The organism is Achromobacter sp. B7, from assembly GCF_003600685.1.
Lineage (GTDB): Bacteria > Pseudomonadota > Gammaproteobacteria > Burkholderiales > Burkholderiaceae_B > Achromobacter > Achromobacter spanius_B.
Genome location: NZ_CP032084.1, coordinates 5,064,388 through 5,085,046, shown reverse-complemented (window position 1 = coordinate 5,085,046; position 20,659 = coordinate 5,064,388). Strand labels below are relative to the sequence as shown.

Here is a 20,659-nt window from a genome sequence, read left to right as displayed (position 1 = left end):
TCATGACATTCTTCGAACAATTGCTGGATCAGACGCGGCAAGGCCGGCAGGCCCTGGTGGCCACTCCCATCATTCAGGACTGCCTGCGCGGCGATGTTTCCCTGCCCGCGTACAAGGCTTTCCTGCAAGAGGCCTACCACCACGTCACCCACACCGTGCCCTTGATGCATGCGTTGCGCGCGCGCCTGCCCGCGCGGCTGAGCTGGATGCAGAGCGCCGTCGACGAGTACATCGAAGAGGAAACGGGACACGACGAATGGATACTGAACGACCTGCGTGCGTTGGGAATAAGTGCGGACGCCGTCCATGCCGCCGGGCCGGGCGCGGCCACCGAGATCATGGTGGCCTACGCGTACGACACGATTGCACGCAAGAACCCGATAAGTTTCTTTGGCATGGTGCACGTGCTGGAAGGCACCAGCGTGGCGTTGGCCTTGAATGCCGCCGACCAGATCCAAAGCAAGCTGGCGCTGCCGGCGACTGCCTTTAGCTACCTGCGTTCCCATGGCACGCTGGACCAGGAGCACACCGCGCACTTTGCCGACCTGATGAATCGGCTCGACAGCGCCGCCGACCAGGCCGCGGTCGTCCATGCCGCCAATATGTTCTATCACCTGTACGGCGCGATCTTCCAGGCGTTGCCACGTGCCGCATCGCAAGGGGCGGGCGCATGAGCCCGCGCGACGCCTCGGTGGTGTTGACTGGCGCGGCGGGGGGGCTGGGCAGCGCCATCGCGCGCCGGCTGGTTGACGAAGGTGCGCGCCTGCTGTTGGTGGGTCGCACGGCGGGACCGCTGCTGGCGCTGGCGCAGTCGTTGAACGCGGGGGCAACAGATCGCCTGCGGGTGGACGCGCTGGTCGTGGACGTGACCACCGACAGTGGTCGCGCGGCGATTGTGGACGCGGCGGCGGCGCGGGGCGCGAACGTGCTGATCAATAACGCGGCGGTGGCCGCATTCGGCCCGGCCGATCGGTTGCAGGCCGACGAGGCCCATCGCGTGATGGAAACCAACGTCGTCGCGCCCATGATGTTGATCGCGGGCATGCTGCCGGTGCTGCGATCCCACCCGCGCGCGCAGGTGCTCAATATCGGCTCCACGCTGGGCAGCCTGGGCGTGCCGGGGTTTTCCGTCTATGGCGCAAGCAAGGCGGCACTTCGGCTTTACACCGAGGCGCTGCGCCGCGAGCTGGCCGATACCGGAATACGCGTGCAGTACTACGCGCCACGGGGCATCGACACGCCGTTCAACACGCCGGAAGTCCAGGCGTTCAACCAGGCGACCGGTTCGGCCAACGATACGCCGCAGGCGATCGCCGCACGCGTCCTGCGGATGCTGCAACGTGAAAGCAGCCAGGGTTTCGCGGGCGGCGTCGAGGCCATTGCCGCGCGGCTCAATGGCTTGTGTCCGGAATGGCTGGATGGCGCATTTTCCAAACACCGCCGCGCCTTGACGGCCAACAAATTTCCTACAGGATCCTCATCATGAACTCACGTCCCTATCTGCGCGCCGCCTGTGCAAACCTGCTTGCCGGCGTGGCGCTGACCTTTTCCCTGTCAACGATTTCCTTGGCGGCGCCCGCCGAGCTGGACCAAGGCATCCGCGCGCTGCAATCCGGTTGGGCCACGATCCAGTATCAGACGCCCGCGGACCAACGCGCGGCCCGCTTCGAAGCGCTGTCGCAACAGGCGCACGAACTGACCGCGCGTTACAAAGGCAGCGCCGAGCCGCACATCTGGGAAGGCATCATCCTCAGTTCATGGGCCGGGGCCAAGGGCGGCTTGGGTGCGTTAAGCCTGGCCAAGCAGGCCAAGGCGGAATACGAAACGGCTATCCAGATCGACAGCAAGGCGCTGGGCGGATCGGCGTTGAACAGCCTGGGCGTGCTCTATTACAAGGTGCCGGGCTGGCCGGTCGGATTTGGCGACAACAAAAAGGCCGAGGCCCTGCTCCAGCAGGCGCTGGCGATCAATCCGGACGGCATCGACACCAATTACTTCTACGCCGACTACCTGGTCTATCGCAATCGCAAGCCTGAAGCGGTGCCGTACCTGGAAAAGGCGCTGAAGGCGCCGCCGCGCCCGGGCCGCGAGACGGCCGACGACGGCCGCCGCGCCGAGGCGAAGACGTTGTTGGACTCGATCCGTTAAACCCCGGCCCGCCCGAAATCGACATCGGCAGCGGGCAGCGCAACGATCTTCACGCCAAAGCTGATGATGGCGGGCAGGGTGGCGTTGTGATGCGCGCGGATCTGGGCGCCGGATGCATGCGCTTTGTCGTGCGTGGTGTGCGCGTCGGCGGCTATCGTCACCGCAAAGCCCAAGGCCGCCGCGCGCCGTACGGTGGTGTCCACGCAGAATTCCGTGGCGTAGCCACAGACCGCCACCGCCGTCACGCCCAGGTCGGACAGCGTCTGACCCAGCGTGGTGCGCAGGAAGGAATCGGGCGTGGTCTTGCGCACGCGCATGTCGTTGGGCGCGGGGCGCAGGCGCGGGTCCAGTTCCCAGCCGGGCTCCGCGTGCGCCAAGGCGCTGCCCGGGGCCTCGTGCTGCACGTAGATGACGGGGGCGCCAGCCTGGCGGGCCCGGTCGGCCAACGTGTTGATGCGGTCCAGTACGTCGGTGGCGTCGGCGGGCGCCGGCTGCGTGTCCGTGGTGTCGAACAAGGCGCGCTGCACGTCGATGATGATCAAGGCGGTGGGCATGGGGATAGAGGGGGCGGCTGAGACGGTGGCGGGGGCGGACAAGGCAGCTTGGCGCGCACCCGAATCTTGCAGTCTACCGCCGCTTGCAGACCGCTTGGCGACCGCCATCAATAATGATTACAATTCCCATTCTTAAAAATTGGGGTAGCGGTCGCCACGGCCATGTCGTCCTTGGAATCTCTGGAGCACCGAGCGCTGGGCTTGCTCTACCGCGACCATCACGGGTGGTTGCGGGGTTGGTTGCTGAGGCGGCTGAACGTGCCCGCCGAGGCGGCCGACCTGACGCAGGACACGTTCATGCGGCTGCTTTCGTCGCCGGCGTCGATGGCGCAATTGCAAGGCGTGCGGCAACCGCGCAGCTTTCTGGCGGCGGTGGCGCAGCGCACGCTGGTGGATCACATCCGGCGCCAGGTGCTGGAACGCGCCTGGCTGGAAACGCTGGCGCAGCAGCCCGAAGCGCATGCCGTGTCCCCCGAAACGCAAGCCATCCTGCTGGAGACCATCCGCGAGATCGACGCCATGCTGCACGGCCTGGGGCACAAGGTGCGGCGCGCCTTCCTGATGTCGCAGCTGGAAGGCGCCAGCTATGCGGACATCGCCGCGCAGTTGGGCGTCACCGTCAGTTCGGTGAAGAAATACATGGCGCGCGCTACCGAGCATTGCCTGGTGTACGCCTTGGAAAGGCAGTAGACGCCGATGGCCGACAAGACGATTGCCGCGGCGGCGCAATGGTACGCACGGCTTTGCGCCGACGAAGTCAGCGCGGCCGATGTGGCGGCGCATGGCCGCTGGCTGGCGGCCGACCCTGAACACGCGCGCATCTGGCGCCAGGTGGAACGCCTGCGCGGCACCCTGGGCGCGGCGCCCGCCCGGCTTGCCGCCGATACGCTGAACCGCGCGGACCACCACTTTGCGCGCCGACGCGCCGTGTTGCGCAGCGGCTTGGGCGCGGTGGCGCTGGTGGGCGCGGGCGGCATGCTGGCCTGGCGCGTCTTGCCGGTCGACCAGATGGTGGCCGGCTATCTGGCCGACTACCGCATGGGCACGGGCCAGCGGCGCGAACTGACGCTGGCGGACGGCACTTTGCTGTGGCTGGACAGCGCCAGCGCGGTCGACGTGTCCATGGACGCGCGCGGCCGCCACATCGCCGTGCATGCGGGCGAGATCCTGATCGACACCGAACACGCCGCACCCGGCGTGCCCCCGCTACGCGTAACCACGCCCCACGGCACCGTGCGGCCACTGGGCACGCGCTTTACCGTCCAGCGCCTGGACGACCTGACGCGGGTGGCCGTGCTGCGTCATGCGGTCGAACTGCTGCCCGCCGACGGCGGCGCGGGGCTGCTGCTCAAGGCGGGCGAACAGGGCACGCTGCAAGCCGCCGCCGCCCGCCATGAAGGCCAGATCATCGGCGAGCCGGACGCCTGGACGCGTGGCCTGTTGATCGTGGACGGCATGCGGCTGGGCGACTTCGTGGCCCAGCTGGACCGCTACCGCCCCGGCCACCTGCGCTGCGACGATGCCGTGGCCCAGCTGCGCGTGTCGGGCGCGTTTCCCATTGACGACACTGACCGCGCGCTGGCCGCCGTGGAGCGCGCGTTACCCGTGCGCATATCCCGTTTCACCCGCTACTACACCCGGATCACCGCCCGGGGCTGACATTATTTTTGCCGGGCATTGTCCTTTTTCCGCGCTCATCCGACTTAGCAGGGATTACGTCGGATTTGATTCACGGAAACCTTCATCCCATGCCTTCCCTTTTGACCAAACCTCGCCATCCCGGCGCCTTGGCGCCTGTTGCCCGCGCCGTCTTCACTGCGTTGTTGACGCTGGCGTCGGCCCCGCCCGCGTGGGCGCAAGCTGCCGACACCGCCGCCAGCGCGCGGCGCTACGACGTGCCGGCCGGCCCGCTGGGCCTGGCCTTGAGCCGCTTCGCCGCCCAGGCCGGCGTGGTGCTGTCCTTCGACGCCTCGCTGACGCAAGGCAAGCAAAGCACGGGCCTGCAAGGGGAATACGGCATCGCCTCGGGCCTGGCGACCATGCTGGCGGGCACGGGGCTGGAAGCCGTCAGCCAGGGCGGCAACAACTATGGGGTGCGGCGCGCGGCGGCGCAGACGCTGGCGCCCGTCGAGGTGCTGGGTTCGCGTGAACCGGGCCCCAGCGAAGGCACCGACTCGTACACCGTGGGCCTGAGCACCACCGCCACCAAGCTGCCGATGAGCTTGCGCGAGACGCCGCAGTCGGTCTCGGTGATGACGCGCCAACGCCTGTCGGACCAGGGCTTGAATACGCTGGAAGACGCCATCGCCAACACGCCCGGCCTGACCTTCAAGAAGAAGGGGTCGGCCGATGACAACGAAAAAGGCCTGTACGCGCGCGGCATGGAAGTCACCAATATGCAGGTGGACGGCGTGCCCACGCACAAGGACTTCAACGCACTGGGGCTGGACACCGCGCTGTACGACCGCATTGAAGTGGTGCGCGGGTCCACGGGTTTGTTGAACGGCGCGGGCAACCCGGCGGCGTCCATCAACCTGGTGCGCAAGCGGCCCACGTCGGACTTCCAGGCCAGTGTGGGCGCGGCCGTGGGGTCATGGGACTACAAGCGCACGGAGTTCGACTTGGGCAGCCCGCTGGATGAAGCCGGCAAGCTGCGCGGCCGCGTCGTGGGCGCATGGCAGGAGGGCGGCTCGTTCATCGATCGCGTCAAGCAGGATTCGCAGTTGCTGTACGGCGTGATCGAAGCCGATCTGGGCGAACGCACCATGCTGACCTTGGGCGGCGAGTACCAGCGCAAGCATTGCACGGCGTGCTCGTACTTCGGCTTTCCGGCGGCCTACGCGGACGGCACCAAGACGGATTTCCGCCAGAGCTTCAACTCGGCCACCGACTGGAGCCGCCAGACACGCACGCGCTACAACGTGTTCGCCACGCTGGACCACGAATTCGCGCCGCTGTGGAAGGGGTCGGTCACCCTGTCGCATACGGGCGACGATAACGACCGCACCTATGGCTGGTTCAGCAGCAATGGCTGGGCGGACCCGAACTCGGGTCGCGGCGCGTCCCTGTGGGTGGCGAAATGGCCTATTCCCAAAACGCAGAACGCCGTGGACGCCAGCCTGACCGGCGCCTTCAACGCGTTCGGCCGCCAGCACGATGTGGTGATCGGCGCCAGCGCCTCGCACACCAATGGCGACTACGACATGTACCCGCTGTGGACCGCGCCGGGCTACGACGCAAAGATTCCGGACATACGCGGCTGGTCCGGCAACATGCCCGAGCCCGACTGGCAGACAACCGGCAAGCGCGACTACACCGAAAAGCAATCGTCGATCTACGGCGCGCTGCGCCTGCGTCCCTCCGATGCCCTGTCCGTGGTGCTGGGATCGCGCGTGACGTGGTGGGACCAGCAGGCGTCCTACAACTACAACGACGGCACCTCGTATCCCGACAATATGCGCGAGCAGGGTGTCTACACGCCTTACGCCGGGCTGGTCTACGACCTGACGCCGACCGTGTCCGCGTACGCCAGCTACACCAGCATTTTCCAACCGCAGCAGGCGCAGAATGTGTCGGGCGGCGTGCTGGAACCCATCAAGGGCAACACCTATGAAGTCGGCCTGAAGTCGACGTGGCTGGATGGCCGCCTGAATGGTTCGGTGGCATTGTTCCGCACCCGCCAGGACAACTACGCGATGGTCGACGGCGACAATCTGGCGCCCAATGGCGACAGCGCGTATGTGGCTGCCGATGGCGCGGTGATGCGCGGCGTCGAGGCCGAGCTTAGCGGCGCGCTGAGCGCAGGCTGGCAGGTGCAGCTGTCGTATGCCTACGTGGACCGCCGCCTGCCGCAAGGCTTCATCACGCAGGTCGGGCTGCCGCGCCACATCGCCAAGCTGTACACCACGTATCGCCTGCCGGGCGAGCTGAGCGCGCTGACGGTGGGCGGCGGTGTGCGTTGGGAAAGCGGCAGCGACTATTCCAGCCGTGGCCCCGGCGGCCAGCAGTTTGAATCGTCGCAAAGCGGCTATGCGTTGGTCGACCTGATGGCGCGCTACCAGGTCAACCGCCAATGGTCGGCAACCTTGAACCTGAACAACGTCTTTGACAAGAAGTACTACGCCAGCACCAACGTCTACAGCAACTACTACGGCGCGCCGTTCAGCGCGATGCTGGGCGTGAATTACCGGTATTGATCTTGATCCGTTAAATTACGGCGTCCACGCGCCACGGTTCGCCTCGCGCGAGCCGTGGCCGGTCCCCATCAAGGACTGATCATGACCCGGCAACACCCTGAACGAGCGCGGCGTGAGCCGCGGCAGTCGCACCCGCATGTGCATTTGCATTTGCATGTGCATTTGCATCGCCATCGCCATCGCCATCTGCATCGGCTTCCCGCCGCATGGTGAAAACGTTTGAACTCGACACGCTGAAAATGCGGCTGGGCGACGCAGAGTTTGCGCGCCTGGATCTGCATCAGCGCATCCAGCGCGCGCTACGCGCGTTGATCCTGGACGGTGCGCTGGGTGCGGGCGTGAAGCTGCCCGCCACGCGCGGGCTGGCCCTGTCCCTGGGCGTGGCGCGCGACACCGTGGAAAACGCCTACGTGCAGCTGCATCGTGATGGCTACATCGTGCGGCGCGAAGGCTCGGGTAGCTATGTGTCCGATACCGTGGGCGCCGTCTTACGCGGCGCGGCGGGCGGGCGCGTCAAGTCTCGGCGTGGCGTAGAGGCCGGACAGGGCGCAAGGGCCGGACAGGGCGCAAGGGCCGGGCAGGGTGCAAGGGCGGGGCAGGGTGCAAGGGCGGAGCAAGGCGGCAATGCGGCGCCGCTCAAGGCAAGCCCCGGCCTAAGCCGGCGCGGTACCGCGATCTTTGACAGCGGCGGCGTGAGCGACCAGCAAGCGGTCAGGGCGTTCGCCACCGGCCTGCCCGAAACGCGCACCTTTCCCGTGGATGTCTGGGAACGCCTGCAACGCCAAGTGCTCAAAGCGCATCGCGCCAGCGTGCTGCTGCATGGCGACCCGCAAGGGGCCGGGCCGCTGCGCCGTGCAATTGCCGACTACCTGAACCTGGAGCGCGGCGCCCGGGTGTCGGCGGACCAGATCCTGGTGTTGTCCAGCACGCGGCAGGCGCTGACGCTGTGCGCGCAACTGCTGGTGGATGCCGACGGCCCGCTCCTGATGGAGAACCCGGGTTACTTCGGCGCGCGCAAGGCGTTTGAAGCCGCGCAGGCGCGTATCGTGCCGATCGATGTGGACGCGGACGGCATCCGCATGGACCTGCTGCAGCAGGACCCCAGCGGCGCCAACTGCGTCTATGTGACGCCGTCGCATCAATACCCCACCGGCGCCATCCTGTCGCTGGAACGGCGCCTGATGCTGACGCGCTGGGCGCATGAGAACCGGCGCTGGATCATCGAAGACGATTACGACAGCGAATTCCATTACGACGGCCCGCCTACCGCGTGCGTGCAGGGCGTGGACCAGTTTGATCGGACCTTATATCTGGGCACCTTCAGCAAGACGCTGTTCCCCGGCTTGCGAATGGGCTACATGGCGTTGCCGCCTGAGCTGGTCGACGCCTTTGCCCGCGCCCGCAGCATCATGGACGGGCACACGCCGCAGGTGCTGCAACTGACGCTGGCGCGCTTCATGGAAGACGGCCACTACAACGCGCACGTGCGGGCCATGCGCAAGCTGTATGCGTCGCGCCGCGCCTGCATGCTGGATGCCATCGGGCGGCACCTGTCGGGCATTGTCACCGCCATCCGGCCGCCGGGCGGCTTGCAGGTGCCTTGCCTGCTGCAAGCGGGATGGTCCGAAGACCAGACCATTCGGCAAGCGGCCGCGGCCGGTATCGTGCTGCCCGGCATCAGCCGCCTGTACGCGGGGGTGGATCGCCTGGAAGGGTGGCTGCTGGGCTACGCGTCGTTGGCCGAACACGAGATCGAAGCCGCGGTGCTGCGGCTGCGTAATGCGTTGGCGCGCACGCCACGGCGGTAGCGCTCATGGCGTGCATCGCGGCTTGGCGATTGGTGGCGTGCCTGGCGGCCGGGGTATTGGTGGGGCCTGCCTGACGGCTGGGTATTGGGGCCTGCCTGGCGGCCCCGTGCGCCTACGGTCTGGCCGCGCTGCCAACCAGCGTGCGATGGCCGCCATGGATCAGCAGGTGCGCCGTCAGGCCGGCCACCAGGCCCCAGAACGCGCCGCCCACGCCCAGCAGCGTGACGTTCGCGGCGGTGGCCAGGAAGGTGATCAGCGCGGTTTCGCGCGTGCGGGCGTCGGCCATGGCATTGGCCAGGCTGCCGCCGATGGCGCCCAGCAGCGCCAGCCCGGCCAGCGTGGTGATGAAGGCCTTGGGCAGCACCATGAACAGCGTGGCCAGCGTCACGCCGAAGGTGCCGACCAAAACGTAGAACAGTCCGCACGCCAAGCCTGCCAGGTAGCGCTTGCGCGGGTCGGGATGCGCGTCCGGGCCGGTGCAGATGGCCGCCGTGATTGCCGCCACGTTGAACGCGTGCGCGCCAAATGGGGCCATCAGCAACGAGCCCAACCCCGTCGTGACCAGAATGGGGTTGGCGCTGGTCTTGAAGCCGTCGTTGCGCAGCACCAGCATGCCGGGCATGTACTGGCCGGTCAGCGTGATGATGAACAGGGGCAAGGCCACGCCCAGCAAGGCGTTCAGCGAAAACCGCGGCATTTCGAATACCGGCGTGGCCAGGCTCAAGTGCACGGCGGAAAAATCAATGCGGCCTTGCGCGATCAGCATCGCCAGGCCGATGACCAGGATGCCGACCACGGCAAAGCGCGACGTGAATCGCTTGAGCAGCGCGTACGACACCACCAGGACGATGACCAGCAGCGGCTCGACGCTGGCGCCGCCAAAGGCATTGACTCCGAACTGAAGCAGGATGCCCGCCAGCAGGCCTGCCGCGATGCCGCCCGGTATCAACCGCACCAGCTTTTCAAAGGCGCCCGACATGCCCAGCACCACAAAGCCCAGCGCTGAAATGACATACGCGCCGATCACTTCGCCATAGGGCGTGAACGGCATTACCGTAGCCAGGAACGCGACGCCGGGGGTGGACCACGCGGTGATGATCGGCGCTTTGTAGCGAAAACTCAGCATTGCCCCCGTGATGCCCACGCCCACGGACACCGCCCACACCCACGACGCGGTCTGCGCCGGTGTCAGCCCGGCCAACTCGGCGGCCTGGAACACCAGCACGAAGGTGCCGCCGTAATTGACCAGCACGGAGATCAGCGCCGCAACGGTCGGGGAAAAGAAGTCGGCGGCGCGCAGGCTGGCCGGCAATGGATTCATGACATCACTCCACACTTTGAAGAAAACGCGGCCGGCATCTTGACGATGGCCGGCCGGCGCGGAAAGCAAAAGTGTAGGGCTGTGGCGGCCTGTTCAATCAGGCCACATTCCTGAATACCACCAGACCACTTACTGGCAACGCTGCGTGGGCAGACCGTAGCCGACGGTAATGGCGGTGACGGGCACGTCCTTGAAGGCGGCCTGGGCCGCGTCGTCAAAGCGCGTTTCGCAATTGAACTTGGTGTCCATCACGTAGTCCTCGCCGGCGGCCTTCTTGATCTGGGCTTCCCAGGCGTCGGCGGCGTCCATTGCCTTGCCGCTGACCAACACCGTCTCCATCAGCACTTCCACGGCGCCCGACGAACGCGGCGCCGTCCACAGCGCGTAGACGGACGGGTCCGCCGCGTTGCCGCACTGCGAGAGGCAATCCGCGGTGTAGCGCAGGCCCCGGCCGAACATGCCGGGGGTGATGGGCTGGCCGGCCTTGGGCGCGTCTTCGCCGATGAAGCTCTTCAAGTCGGCCTCGCAGCCCGGCGCCAGCTCCAGGCGCAGCGCCGTCACCTTGCCGTTGCCGATGGTGGCCCTGACCTGACACTGTTGCACGACGAAGACGTGGTCATTGCCGAAGGATTCCCGAGGCACGCCGGCAACCGATTCCAGATAACGCTGGTTCGCGCCCAACATGGCGCCGTTGAACACTTCCTTTACCGTCGCCGCCTGTGCGGCGCTTGCGCCGACCAGCAGGATACCCAGGGCCAAGGCTTTGAACTTCATTCGAATGACACTCCGTGGTTGGTGGCATCGCGAGCCCGTGGCGGGCTCGCAAAAGGCGGATGCACGCGCATCCTGCCACAAACCGGCGTGTTTCGTGTGAGGAAAAAGGGCCGGGGCGTCAATTGGGCTTTAACGAGATGTCCCGGGCCACCTGGCCGAGCAGGTCGTAGTCCTTGCGTGCGCGCGCCAGGGCCTCGCTCGGGGTGTTGCCGACGACGACCCATCCCAGCTCCTGCAACTTGCGCTGCATGTCGGGCTCTTTCAGGCTGGCTGCCATCGCGTCATGAAGCTTGTCGACGATGGCGGGGGGCGTGCCCTTGGGCGCCGCCAGCCCAAACCACCCAGCCGGAACCAAGCCTGTCACGCCCACTTCCTTGGCGGTCGGCACCTGGGGGTAGCCGCTGAAACGATAGTCGCTGGTCACGAACAGCGCCGTCGTCTTGCCGGCGGTGACATACGGAATCTGGGACGCCGCGTTGTCCATCATGGAGTCCACGTGCCCGCCCAGAATGTCGTTCACGGCCGGGGCCGCGCCCTTGTAGCCGATGATGCTGAGGTTCAGCCCCGCCAGCTTGGCGAAGGCCGCCTGCGTCAGATGCGCCTGCGTGCCCAGGCCCGCATTGGCCGACGTCAGGCCACCCGGCTTGGAGCCATCCAGCGCCTTGAAGGCCGCATAGGTCTGCGCCGGGAACGTCTTGTTGACCACGAAGACGAACGGCACTTCGACGGCGATGGAAATATGCGCCAGGTCGTCCAGCGTGCTGTACCGCAGCTTGTAGATGTGCGGGTTGACCGAGATGGTTCCGCTGGCGCTCAGCAGCAGCGTGTAACCGTCCGGAGCCGCCCGCACGACGTGTTCGGTGGCGATGGATCCGCCCGCGCCCGGCTTGCTGTCCACGATGATGGGCTGGCCCAGGCGCTTGGACATGGACTCGGCCAGCAGCCGGGTCATCGTGTCCGACGCCGACCCCGGCGCATAGGGATAGACGATGGTGATGGCCTTGGCCGGGTAGGCGTCGGCGGAGGCGGCTTGCGCCATGCTGCAAGGCAGCAGCAGCGCGGCAAGGTAAGTGCACAGGCGTTTCATGGTTGTTCCCCTTGTTGTCGTACTGTTTGAATGATGTTCTGAACGACCGGAATGGCAAGCGCGCCATACCAGTCCAGCTCGGCCAGCATGTCGGCTCGGTACCAGCCGGCCTCATGCAAAAGGTTGAGCGATGCAATGGTCTGGCCGTTCCAGCGCACGGGCACGTTGACCGCGCTTTCGCAGCCCAGCGACCGGATCAGTTCATGGTCCGGAAACGCTGCTACGCAGGCGGCGCGGTCGGCGCAGATCCTGGCCTTGCCGTCTTGCACGACGCGGGCGAAAAAATCGCTGTCTTCGCGTATCGGCTTGGCGCCGCCCGGCGGGTAGGCGTCCGGCCGGCTTGAGAAGTAGCGGCGGCTCAAGCCCGCTTGCCGGTCAAGGACCAGGACGGTGAACAAGCGATAACCGATGCGTGCCGCCAAGGCCGTGGCCAGCCCTTGCAGCCCGGTGTGCGGCTGCGGGCCGTCAGCCAGTGCGCGCGCCATCGCGCTTAGCGCACCCGCTTGCGGCGTAAGGTTTGTAGAAATCGTCACGGCCTGGTTTCCATCTGTGGTGGAAAGCCATTTTGGCCGCCAAAGGCCATACCAAGCTAATGAATAAAGCTGAGATATCCATTACCATTTCCGCATGGAAACCGCCTCGACCGACCTTGCCTGGACTCGCCGCCTGAAGCTTCGACACCTACAGGTGCTGGCGGCATTGGAAAGCGCGGGCAGCGTCACCGCCGCCGCCAAAGCCATGCACATGACCCAGCCTGCGTTGTCGCATTGGCTCAGCGATATGGAAGACCTGGTCGGCACGGCGCTCTTCTTGCGGGGCCGCAAGCTGGAATTGACCGAAGCAGGGCGCGCGCTATGGCGCTATGCGTGCCGCGTGCTGGGCGATACCGCGCGCACGGGCGAAGAGATCGAGGCCGTGAAAGGCGGCGTGGCGGGGCATCTGCATATCGGCACGATCCTGTCCGCCGCGCCCGTGCTCCTGCCGCGCGCCATCGCGGCGCTGCACCAGCGGTCTCCCAAGGTGCAGATCGAATTGGTGGAAGGCCTGCTGGAACCCTTGATGGAACGCGTTGAACGCCGCGAAATCGATTTGATCATCGGGCCGTTGGACGTGCGCGCCAGCCGCTCGGGCCTGTGTACGGAATGGCTGATGACGGACACCTTCAGCGTGGTGGCACGACGCGGCCATCCGCTGGCGGAACTGGACGCGCCGCAGTGGGAGGATACCGGCGCGTACCCGTGGGTCTTGCCGCCACCCGGCACCTTGTCACGGATGCGGCTGGATCAGGCGGTGGCGGACGCGGGCATGCCGCCGCCCAGGCCGGCCGTCGAGACCAGTTCGCTGGTGGCGCTGCTGTCCATGCTGCAAGGGCGGGACTACATCGCTACCCTGGCAAGTTCCGTGGCGCACATGTACGAACAGCTGAACCTGATCCGCATCATCCGTGTGCCGTCGCGATTGGAGTTCGGCCCCATCGGCATGTTGTGGGCGGCGGATTCCCCCAGCATCGTGCTGCCGGCCTTGCGCGATACCTTGCGCGAAGAAGCCGGCAGTCTGGTTGATACGGGGAACGGCGGCGCAAGCGCTACCTGACGGTGGCGTACTCCAGCGTCTTGGGCGTATGCGTCAAGACGCGCGGGGTGTCGCCCACGACCACCGTGTCATCCAGCCGGAAGCCGCCGATGCCATAGGCGTAGATGCCGGGTTCGGCCGAGTACACCTCGTTGTCCAGCAGCGGGCGCTGGCAGAACGCCATGTCTTCGGGATATTCATGATGGATGATGCCCACCGCATGCCCCGTGCGATGGCGGATGAAGTCGGCGTAGCCGGCTTTTTCGATTTCGGCTTGCGCGGCCGCGTCGATCATGCAGACCGGGTTGCCGGTGCGCGCGGCGTCGATGGCTGCCTCGTTGGCCGCCTTGGCCGCCGACCACAGCCGGGTCTGTTCGGCAGAGGGCGTGCCGCAGAACCAGGTGCGTTCGTTTTCGATGGTCAAGCCATTCAGACGCGGGATGACGATGTTGACCAGCACGTCGCCTTCCTTGATACGCGCGCCGCAGGACGCGCCGTCACCATGCGGGGACGCGGACGCCGGACCGCTCAACGTCCAGCAGCGAATCACCTCGAATTGCTCGCCGGGAAAGCGTTCGGCCGCTTCCTGCACGAACAGCGATGCCATGGCGAAGTCCAGTTCTTGGACCAGACGGCCCGGGCGAATGTTCTCGCGGTAACGGTCCTGAATCCAGTCCGAGATGGACGCCGCCGCCGCCATGACGGCCAGTTCTTCTTCGTGCTTTTGCCAGCGCAGCGACCGGCATTCGGGCGTGGCGGGGCGCAGCGCCAGCTCGGGAAGCAACCGGCCGACCGCCGCCAGTACCGGGCTGCCGCCCTCAACGGCGATGCGTGAACGCGCCAGCCCGGCCGATTTCAGACGCGCCGCCAGCACCTCGGGCAATTGCGTGATGAGCGCCAGCCGGTTGGTCACGCGCGGGTGCTCGGCGTAGTAAGTGATATCGGTGATCCAGACCTTGCCCTGGTCTTGCGAAAAGCGCATGTGATGCGTGGACAGCTCGTTCATCACCAAAAACGGTGTGCCGTTACGCGGCACCACGGCAAAGATCGGGCGTTCCCAGGGCAGAACGTCGGTATGGAAGTTGGTGGCGAACTGAAAAAAATCCGCCGACGTGAAAACGATGGCGTCAACCGCCAGGTCGTCCATCATCGCGGTCATCTTGTCCAGCCGGTATTGCCAGACAGCCTTGGTCAGTTTGGGCATGTTGCGCGTCCTTGTGCAGAAGATTGATGCGTTGCCCACGCCAAGCCGGCCCGTGCATCGTCGAACAGGGCCCAGGCAGGCAACGCCATGGAACTTGTCGACGATTATGGGCAGGGACGGCATTAGCGCCCAATGAATAAAGCTGAGGCCGCCATAAGCGTTATGGCATGGGCAAGCGGCACGGCCGGGGAGGCCTGCGACGGTTCGGTTGTGTCGATGCCGCCGTCAGATATCCAGTTCGACCGTGCCGGCCGCCCGCGACACACAGACCATCATGCAGCGATGCTCGGCACGTTGCGCATCGCTCAGGACGTAATCGCGATGATCGATAGCCCCGGACAGCACCGGCGCCTCGCAACTGCCGCACAGCCCTTCGCGGCACGAGCTTGGCCACGCGATGCCTGCTTCTTCCAGCACTTCCAGCAGTGACTTGCCGGCGGGAACCACATAGCGGCCACCGGATTTGGCCAGCACCACGGTGAAGGCATCGGCGCCGGGTTGCGCTGGGCCAGGCACGGGCGTGGGCGTGGGCGATGCCGAGAATCGCTCGGTGTGGAAATTCGACGGGGCAATTCCCAACTGCACGCAGGCCTGGCCCACGGCATCCATCAAAGAGGATGGCCCACAGCAATACACATGGGACCCGGGCCGGGCGACTTTTTCAACATAGGAGGGCGCATCGCAGCGCGCGGCCCGTTCGTCGTCCATGTGCAGGGTGACCCGGTCGCCGTATTCGGCCAGCTCGTGCAAGAAGGCGGCGTGCGCCCGGCCGCGGGCGCAGTAAAGCAAGGTCCAGGGCTCTTTGCGCCGCTCGCAGGCAAGGATCATGCCAAGGAAAGGGGTGATGCCGATCCCGCCGGCGATAAACACGTGCGACGTCGCCTGCGCATGTAGACCGAATAGTTGGCGCGGCGCACCCACGTGCAAGGTGTCGCCCTCGCGTAGCGTGTCATGGATGCGGCGCGATCCGCCCCGGGAGTCAACGGCCAGCCCGACCCCCAGGCGGTACTCGTCGCATTGCGCCGGATCGCCGCACAGGGAATATTGACGCGTCATCCCGTTGCCCAGATCCACGTCGATATGGGCGCCGGGCTCGTAGGCGGGCAGATTGGCGCCGTCTTTATCGCGCAGCAACAGGCTGACAACGCCCTGCGCTTCGGGCGTGATGCGGCAGACAATCAGCGGCTGCATGTCAAGCGGCCTCCGGCGCGGTCGCGATCGGAATCACGGTGGGGGCAAGCTGTTGCTCTTCCTGCACCCGCCGCGATACCACCCAGCGAAATTGCGACAGCGCCGCGTCAATGGCCAACGGCACCATCTTGAAGTCCGGCGCCAGGGACAACGAGCGCTGCTGCGCGGTGATGATCTCGCGGTCTTCGTCAAAGGCGGTGACCACGCTTTGGTGGATGGACGCCGTGACCTCCGGGCGGTCGATGGCGAAGTTATGCGGATGCGCGAAGAAATAGTGCGTGGACGTTGCCGTTTCCGGGGTCAGCGCCTGGCACCCGCGAAACTCGGCGGCGTCTACCCGCTGGCCTTCCTGTGCGCCCGTTCCGGTGGGCGCCATGCCCGAGTCCATGATGAGAATGCCGGGAACGGTGAAGTTATAGATGTTCCAACGGTCGACCCGGCCGGGCCAGTTCTTGACCTTGGCCGCAAACGGGGGCGCTTCGGTGTTCATCGTCCAACGCGTAATGCGCACGCCGTCCGGCAGGCGTTCCACCTTGGGCGCTACCGCCGCGTAGTCTTCACCGCCGCCCAACGTGGTCGGATGCACGAAGGGCAGATGCGAAAAGTCCAGCAGGTTATCGGCGATCAGCAGATAGTTGACGTCGTAGTGGATGTAGCCGTCCAGGCTGCGCCAGTCGGGGTGATCCAGCCATTGGGTGTCGGGAATAAGCGTCGCGTCCGCGCGCTCGGGGTCGCCCATCCAGATCCATATCCATCGGTTGCGCTCGACGACGGGAAAGGTATTGACGCGGGCTTGTGGCGGTATGCGCGCTTGGGCCGGGGCTTCGACACAGGCGCCCGAGGCGTCGAACTTCAACCCGTGATACATGCAGCGCACGCAGTCTCCCTCGCGCCGCCCCATGGATAGCGGCGCGCCGCGGTGGCAGCAGCGGTCTTCCAGCGCCACCAACGTGCCGGTGCTGTCGCGATACATCAACACGGGCACGCCGATCAACGTGCGCGAGAACAGGCCGTCCGCCGTGACTTCCTTGTCCCACGCCGCCACATACCAGGTATTTTTCACGAACATCGCAATCTCCTATTGCACGTAGCGCCATGCGCCGTTCTTGATCTGCACCATGACGGCGGCGCGTGCGTCGTAACCCACGTGATCGCTCGGCGACATGGTGGCTATGCCTTGCGAAGTGACCACGTCCCGCGTGCTTTCCAACGCGTCGCGCAGCGCCATGCGGAACTGAGCCGTGCCAGGTTTGGCGCTGCGCAGCGCGGTCTTTAACGCGGGTTGCAACACCAGGCCGGCGTCCCACGCATTGGCCGCGAAAACCGACATGGAATCCTTGCCATAAGCGGTTTCATAGCGTTGGGTCAGATCCATGGCAACCGCTCGTATCGGGTTGGCCGGGTCCAGCTGGCTTGCCACCACTACCGGGCCGACGGCGAACAAGGCGCCTTCAGCCTCCTTGCCCGCGATGCGCAGGAATTCGCGGTTGGCAATGCCGTAAGTCTGGTAGATGGCGCCTTGGTAGCCGCGTTCGCGCAGGGACTTTTGCGGCAACGCACCGGGCGTGCCGGATGCCGCCACCAGCACCGCGTCAGGTCGCGCGCCCATCAATTTCAAGGTCTGCGCGGTGACACTGGTGTCGGTTTTTACATAGCGTTCGCTGGCGACCACCTCGATGCCGGCCGGCGCCGCCTGCTTGCGGGCCTCGGCCAGCCAACTGTCGCCATAGGCGTCGGCAAAGCCGATGTAGCCCAGCGTCTTCAAGCCGTTGGCCTTCATGTGGGCTAGGGTGGCGGCGACCATCAGGTTTTCGTTCTGGATCGCTTTGAATACCCAGCGCCGCTGCGCGTCCATCGGCTCCACGATCTTCACGCTGGCCGCCAGGCTCAGCAACGGCACTTCTTTTTCCTGCGCGATGGGCACAAGCGCCAGTGTCGATGGCGTAACGGACGTGCCCAGAATGACGTCCACCTTGTGCTCGTCGACCAGCCGACGGAACGCACGCGCGGCCTGTGTGGTGTCGGATGCATCGTCCAGGACGATGTAGCGGATGGGTTCGCCATCCAGATCGCGGGGCAACAGGTCGACCGCGTTTTTGGCGGGGCCACCCAGCGATGCGGCGGGGCCGGTCAGCGACAGCACTATCCCGACGTTGATGTCGGCCAGGGCAGGGCCACTGGAAAGCAAGGCGCAAGAAAGCAGCGCCCCGGTTGTGAGGCGTAAGCGGGTTATCAAGATTTGTCTCCTTGGTGTGGAACGCCGATCTGCGCGGCGCTTGACATCAAGATAGGCAGGCGCGGAATATGCGTCAATGTCATTGCTCGAATAGTGAGAATGCACGTCATGCATAACGAAAAGTTGGACCTGAATCTGCTGGCGGTATTCGACGGCCTGCTACGCGAGCGCAGCGTGACACGCGCAGCCGAGCAACTGGGGTTATCGCAAAGCGCAATGAGTCACGCGGTGAATCGGCTGCGCGCCTTCTTTGACGACCCCCTATTCGTCAAGACAGGGCAGGGGATGCTGCCCACGCCCAAGGCCGAGAGCCTGGCGCCCACGATGCTGGACCTGATGGCCACCATTCGCTCGCAGGTGTTGTCGCAAGCACAGTTCGACCCTGCCGTGGCGCGGCGTGCGTTCACGCTATGCATGACGGACATGGGCGAATTGGTGTTCCTGCCGCCGCTGATCAAGCGGCTGCGAAAGCTGGCGCCGCACTGCACGCTGCGCTCGCGACAGGTGCCGGTCGCGCAGATAGAACCCTTGCTTGCTTCGGGCGAAGTGGACCTGGTGCTGGGCTCGCTGCGCGCCGCGCCGTCTGGCCTGTTTCAGCAGCAGCTGTTCATGCATCGGTTCGTCACGTTGGTCAGCGTCAAGAACACCGAGGTGGGCGATGTCATGACGTTGGAGCAGTTTCAACGCATGCCGCAAATCGTCGTGACGCTGGCAGGGCGATCGTCCGAAGCTTATGACAGCGCCATTGAAGAGCAAGGCATCACCCGGCACATCTTTTTGTCGACCCCGCACTTTGTCGTGGTGCCGTTGCTGATCGACCAGCATCCCGACCTGATCGCGACCGTGCCGCAGGAACTGGGCAATGTGTTTGCCGGCTATGGCTCCGTCCGGGTATTGGAGCCGCCGATGCCGTTGCCGTCTTTCGCATTGCGCCAGCATTGGCACCCGCGCTTTCACCAGGACCCGGCAATTGTGTGGCTGCGCGAATTGGTGAAAGACACCTTCGATGCCTATCCGCGGATGCCGGAGTGATCGGTCCGGCGGCCACGTCGATGCGCCGGCAAGGTGCCGCGCCACTAGCCCAGCGCCGTATCCAGCAACGTCATCAGCACAAAGCCCAGCATCAGCCCGCCCGTGGCCCAGGCTTCGTGGCCCTTGCGGTGGGATTCCGGAATGATTTCGTGGCTGATGACGAACAGCATCGCGCCTGCCGCGAAGCCCAGGCCCCAGGGCAGCAGCTGCGCTGATCCGCCGACCAGCGCAGCGCCCAGCACGGCGCCCACCGGTTCGACCAGGCCGGATGCCGCGCCCAGCGCCGCCGAGAACGCGCGCGAATAACCCGCCGCCCGCAGCGCGATGGCGATGACCAGGCCTTCGGGCACGTCCTGGATGGCGATGCCTATCGCCAGGGCGCTGGCGCGCATGGCGTCATTGCCTGCGTAGCCCACGCCAATCGCCAGCCCTTCGGGCAGGTTGTGCAAGGTGATGGCGAAGGCGAACAGCCAGGCGCGGCGCATGGCGCGTGCGTCCTTGCCTTCCTTGCCTTTGATGAAATGTTCGTGCGGGATGCGCTGGTCCGCCAGCATCAGCGCGCCCGCGCCCAGCAAAATGGCGGCGCCGACCGTCAGGCCGGCGGCCCAGCGCCCCAGGCCCAGGTCAGCCGCCGCGCCCAGCGCGGGCAGCACCAGCGAAAAGGCGCTGGCGGCCAGCATGATGCCCGCGCCAAAGCCCAGCATGGTGTCTTGCGTCCGCTCGGAAAGCGTCTTGCAGAACAAGATGGGCAAGGTGCCCAACGCGGTCGCGGCGGCGGCGGCCAGGCCGCCCAGCAGGGCGTCGCCCACCAGCGGATGGTGCGCATGCAACAGCAACCAGCCCTGGTAGAAGGCGGCAATACCCGCCACCGCCAGGAACGTCCACATGCAGCGCCTGAACATCGACATACGCGTCATGCGCGTCATGCGCGGGGCAGAGCGGGCGTCCATGTCCGTGGCGGTCCGGCGCTAGCGCTTGGCCGTGGCGTCGGGTTCGTCGGCCAGCATCAGGAAATGCCGCACCACCGCACCGGTATTTTTTTCCAGCCACTGCGCCATCGCGATCTCTTCCTGCAAGATGCGTTCGCATTCGACGGCGGTTTCCGTGTCGCCCACGTAACGCGCGGCTTCGATGATGTTCTTGTAGGCGGCGATTTCCAGATTCTCGAAGGAAAAGCTGAACATCGAACCCTTGACGATTTCATCCGAGGCCAGCGCGCCCGAGAAACCCTGAAACGTTGCCATCGCCTTGCCGGCCATGTCTTTCATCGTGGAGTTGTCCTGTCCGCGCCGTTCCAGGCAGCGCTTGACCACGGCCTGCTGGCCGCGAGTTTCTTCGATGTGCTGCGAAATGCGCTGGCTGAGTTCCGGGTAGTTCTTGATGCGCGACAGCATGCTGGACAGCATGGTCTCTGCCTGTTCTTCCATCGCGTGCGCGTCGCGCAGCCAGTCGTTCAAGTGGTCGTTGGATGGCCGGGAGGTCGTTTCCATGTCGTTCTCCGAAAAAGGTGTCAGGCAGAGCGTTGCCTGGGGCTGC

Annotated in this window: 19 protein-coding genes and 1 pseudogene; 9 read left to right on the top strand and 11 right to left on the bottom strand. The window is 65.8% G+C overall.

Translation table 11 applies throughout. The features are described from left to right. Positions 1–2: 2 nt before the first annotated feature. From DVB37_RS23065 to DVB37_RS23055, 3 genes are read left to right on the top strand one after another with little or no spacing between them, the layout of a single operon-like run. Positions 3–674, top strand: coding sequence for a TenA family transcriptional regulator (locus DVB37_RS23065; protein WP_120156882.1), 672 nt, complete (start codon positions 3–5; stop codon positions 672–674). Next, positions 671–1,486 (top strand): SDR family oxidoreductase, encoded by an 816-nt coding sequence (locus tag DVB37_RS23060; RefSeq protein WP_120156881.1) that lies wholly within the window; start codon positions 671–673, stop codon positions 1,484–1,486. The genes DVB37_RS23065 and DVB37_RS23060 overlap by 4 nt, the downstream gene beginning before the upstream one ends. Further along, positions 1,483–2,148: a hypothetical protein gene (locus tag DVB37_RS23055; RefSeq protein WP_104142141.1), complete on the top strand. Its 666-nt coding sequence runs from the start codon at positions 1,483–1,485 to the stop codon at positions 2,146–2,148. The genes DVB37_RS23060 and DVB37_RS23055 overlap by 4 nt, the downstream gene beginning before the upstream one ends. Here DVB37_RS23055 and DVB37_RS23050 read toward each other — a convergent pair. After that, positions 2,145–2,702, bottom strand: coding sequence for a cysteine hydrolase family protein (locus DVB37_RS23050; protein ID WP_120156880.1), 558 nt, complete (start codon positions 2,700–2,702; stop codon positions 2,145–2,147). The genes DVB37_RS23055 and DVB37_RS23050 overlap by 4 nt on opposite strands. Positions 2,703–2,864: 162 nt before the next feature. Between DVB37_RS23050 and DVB37_RS23045 the strand changes: the two genes are divergently transcribed. The 4 genes and pseudogenes from DVB37_RS23045 to DVB37_RS23030 all read left to right on the top strand — a co-directional run bounded on the left by DVB37_RS23045 (position 2,865) and on the right by DVB37_RS23030 (position 8,706). Then, positions 2,865–3,392, top strand: coding sequence for a sigma-70 family RNA polymerase sigma factor (locus tag DVB37_RS23045; protein WP_120156879.1), 528 nt, complete (start codon positions 2,865–2,867; stop codon positions 3,390–3,392). Positions 3,393–3,398: 6 nt separating this feature from the next. Beyond that, a pseudogene (locus tag DVB37_RS29010) lies at positions 3,399–3,956 on the top strand (FecR domain-containing protein); the annotation flags it as partial. Between the two features lie 494 nt (positions 3,957–4,450). Beyond that, entirely contained in the window at positions 4,451–6,898 is a 2,448-nt protein-coding gene (locus DVB37_RS23035) for a TonB-dependent receptor (RefSeq protein ID WP_120156877.1), read from the top strand. A 206-nt stretch (positions 6,899–7,104) separates the two neighbouring features. Then, entirely contained in the window at positions 7,105–8,706 is a 1,602-nt protein-coding gene (locus DVB37_RS23030) for a PLP-dependent aminotransferase family protein (protein WP_120156876.1), read from the top strand. 112 nt (positions 8,707–8,818) lie between these two features. On the opposite strand, the gene DVB37_RS23025 is transcribed toward DVB37_RS23030, so the two are convergent. The 4 genes from DVB37_RS23025 to DVB37_RS23010 form a co-directional block, all read right to left on the bottom strand. Beyond that, positions 8,819–10,027 carry a benzoate/H(+) symporter BenE family transporter gene (locus tag DVB37_RS23025; RefSeq protein WP_104142150.1) on the bottom strand — a complete coding sequence of 403 codons (1,209 nt, stop codon included), beginning with the start codon at positions 10,025–10,027 and terminating at the stop codon, positions 8,819–8,821. A gap of 129 nt (positions 10,028–10,156) precedes the next feature. Next, the gene (locus DVB37_RS23020; RefSeq protein WP_120156875.1) at positions 10,157–10,801 is read right to left on the bottom strand and encodes a hypothetical protein; all 645 of its coding nucleotides are present in this window, start codon (positions 10,799–10,801) and stop codon (positions 10,157–10,159) included. A 118-nt stretch (positions 10,802–10,919) separates the two neighbouring features. Continuing rightward, complete coding sequence (locus DVB37_RS23015) at positions 10,920–11,888, bottom strand: tripartite tricarboxylate transporter substrate binding protein (protein ID WP_120156874.1); 969 nt, start codon at positions 11,886–11,888, stop codon at positions 10,920–10,922. Next, positions 11,885–12,421, bottom strand: a complete 537-nt coding sequence (locus tag DVB37_RS23010) for a GAF domain-containing protein (RefSeq protein WP_240433974.1) — start codon at positions 12,419–12,421, stop codon at positions 11,885–11,887. The genes DVB37_RS23015 and DVB37_RS23010 overlap by 4 nt, the downstream gene beginning before the upstream one ends. 94 nt (positions 12,422–12,515) lie before the next feature. On the opposite strand from DVB37_RS23010, the gene DVB37_RS23005 reads away from it, so the two are divergent. Then, positions 12,516–13,481 (top strand): LysR substrate-binding domain-containing protein, encoded by a 966-nt coding sequence (locus DVB37_RS23005; RefSeq protein ID WP_120156872.1) that lies wholly within the window; start codon positions 12,516–12,518, stop codon positions 13,479–13,481. Here the strand turns inward: DVB37_RS23005 and DVB37_RS23000 are convergent. The 4 genes from DVB37_RS23000 to DVB37_RS22985 all read right to left on the bottom strand — a co-directional run bounded on the left by DVB37_RS23000 (position 13,474) and on the right by DVB37_RS22985 (position 18,091). Continuing rightward, positions 13,474–14,664 carry a Xaa-Pro peptidase family protein gene (locus DVB37_RS23000; protein WP_120156871.1) on the bottom strand — a complete coding sequence of 397 codons (1,191 nt, stop codon included), beginning with the start codon at positions 14,662–14,664 and terminating at the stop codon, positions 13,474–13,476. The two genes, DVB37_RS23005 and DVB37_RS23000, sit on opposite strands and share 8 nt — an antisense overlap. A gap of 225 nt (positions 14,665–14,889) precedes the next feature. Then, entirely contained in the window at positions 14,890–15,855 is a 966-nt protein-coding gene (locus DVB37_RS22995) for a PDR/VanB family oxidoreductase (protein WP_046807537.1), read from the bottom strand. A gap of 1 nt (position 15,856) precedes the next feature. Next, on the bottom strand, positions 15,857–16,924 hold the full coding sequence (locus DVB37_RS22990) for an aromatic ring-hydroxylating dioxygenase subunit alpha (protein ID WP_104142157.1): 1,068 nt from the start codon (positions 16,922–16,924) through the stop codon (positions 15,857–15,859). Positions 16,925–16,933: 9 nt separating this feature from the next. After that, positions 16,934–18,091, bottom strand: coding sequence for an ABC transporter substrate-binding protein (locus DVB37_RS22985; RefSeq protein WP_240433973.1), 1,158 nt, complete (start codon positions 18,089–18,091; stop codon positions 16,934–16,936). A 108-nt stretch (positions 18,092–18,199) separates the two neighbouring features. Here DVB37_RS22985 and DVB37_RS22980 point away from each other — a divergent pair, with 108 nt between their 5' ends. Next, complete coding sequence (locus DVB37_RS22980; RefSeq protein WP_120156869.1) at positions 18,200–19,123, top strand: LysR family transcriptional regulator; 924 nt, start codon at positions 18,200–18,202, stop codon at positions 19,121–19,123. A gap of 44 nt (positions 19,124–19,167) precedes the next feature. Here the strand turns inward: DVB37_RS22980 and DVB37_RS22975 are convergent, their stop codons facing one another. Further along, positions 19,168–20,049: a ZIP family metal transporter gene (locus DVB37_RS22975; RefSeq protein ID WP_371683147.1), complete on the bottom strand. Its 882-nt coding sequence runs from the start codon at positions 20,047–20,049 to the stop codon at positions 19,168–19,170. Between the two features lie 42 nt (positions 20,050–20,091). After that, positions 20,092–20,613, bottom strand: a complete 522-nt coding sequence (locus DVB37_RS22970) for a ferritin-like domain-containing protein (protein ID WP_120156867.1) — start codon at positions 20,611–20,613, stop codon at positions 20,092–20,094. Positions 20,614–20,659: the final 46 nt, after the last annotated feature.

What these genes read in the sequence shown, in the direction of transcription:
- DVB37_RS23045 (WP_120156879.1), top strand. Translation starts at nt 2,865, where the DNA reads ATGTCGTCCTTGGAATCTCTGGAGCACCGAGCGCTGGGCTTGCTCTAC.
- DVB37_RS22975 (WP_371683147.1), bottom strand. Translation starts at nt 20,049, where the DNA reads ATGACGCGCATGACGCGTATGTCGATGTTCAGGCGCTGCATGTGGACG.
- DVB37_RS23065 (WP_120156882.1), top strand. Translation starts at nt 3, where the DNA reads ATGACATTCTTCGAACAATTGCTGGATCAGACGCGGCAAGGCCGGCAG.
- DVB37_RS23020 (WP_120156875.1), bottom strand. Translation starts at nt 10,801, where the DNA reads ATGAAGTTCAAAGCCTTGGCCCTGGGTATCCTGCTGGTCGGCGCAAGC.
- DVB37_RS23050 (WP_120156880.1), bottom strand. Translation starts at nt 2,702, where the DNA reads ATGCCCACCGCCTTGATCATCATCGACGTGCAGCGCGCCTTGTTCGAC.
- DVB37_RS22970 (WP_120156867.1), bottom strand. Translation starts at nt 20,613, where the DNA reads ATGGAAACGACCTCCCGGCCATCCAACGACCACTTGAACGACTGGCTG.
- DVB37_RS23030 (WP_120156876.1), top strand. Translation starts at nt 7,105, where the DNA reads ATGGTGAAAACGTTTGAACTCGACACGCTGAAAATGCGGCTGGGCGAC.
- DVB37_RS23025 (WP_104142150.1), bottom strand. Translation starts at nt 10,027, where the DNA reads ATGAATCCATTGCCGGCCAGCCTGCGCGCCGCCGACTTCTTTTCCCCG.
- DVB37_RS23035 (WP_120156877.1), top strand. Translation starts at nt 4,451, where the DNA reads ATGCCTTCCCTTTTGACCAAACCTCGCCATCCCGGCGCCTTGGCGCCT.
- DVB37_RS22995 (WP_046807537.1), bottom strand. Translation starts at nt 15,855, where the DNA reads ATGCAGCCGCTGATTGTCTGCCGCATCACGCCCGAAGCGCAGGGCGTT.
- DVB37_RS23015 (WP_120156874.1), bottom strand. Translation starts at nt 11,888, where the DNA reads ATGAAACGCCTGTGCACTTACCTTGCCGCGCTGCTGCTGCCTTGCAGC.
- DVB37_RS23060 (WP_120156881.1), top strand. Translation starts at nt 671, where the DNA reads ATGAGCCCGCGCGACGCCTCGGTGGTGTTGACTGGCGCGGCGGGGGGG.
- DVB37_RS23000 (WP_120156871.1), bottom strand. Translation starts at nt 14,664, where the DNA reads ATGCCCAAACTGACCAAGGCTGTCTGGCAATACCGGCTGGACAAGATG.
- DVB37_RS22980 (WP_120156869.1), top strand. Translation starts at nt 18,200, where the DNA reads ATGCATAACGAAAAGTTGGACCTGAATCTGCTGGCGGTATTCGACGGC.
- DVB37_RS22990 (WP_104142157.1), bottom strand. Translation starts at nt 16,924, where the DNA reads ATGTTCGTGAAAAATACCTGGTATGTGGCGGCGTGGGACAAGGAAGTC.
- DVB37_RS23005 (WP_120156872.1), top strand. Translation starts at nt 12,516, where the DNA reads ATGGAAACCGCCTCGACCGACCTTGCCTGGACTCGCCGCCTGAAGCTT.
- DVB37_RS23055 (WP_104142141.1), top strand. Translation starts at nt 1,483, where the DNA reads ATGAACTCACGTCCCTATCTGCGCGCCGCCTGTGCAAACCTGCTTGCC.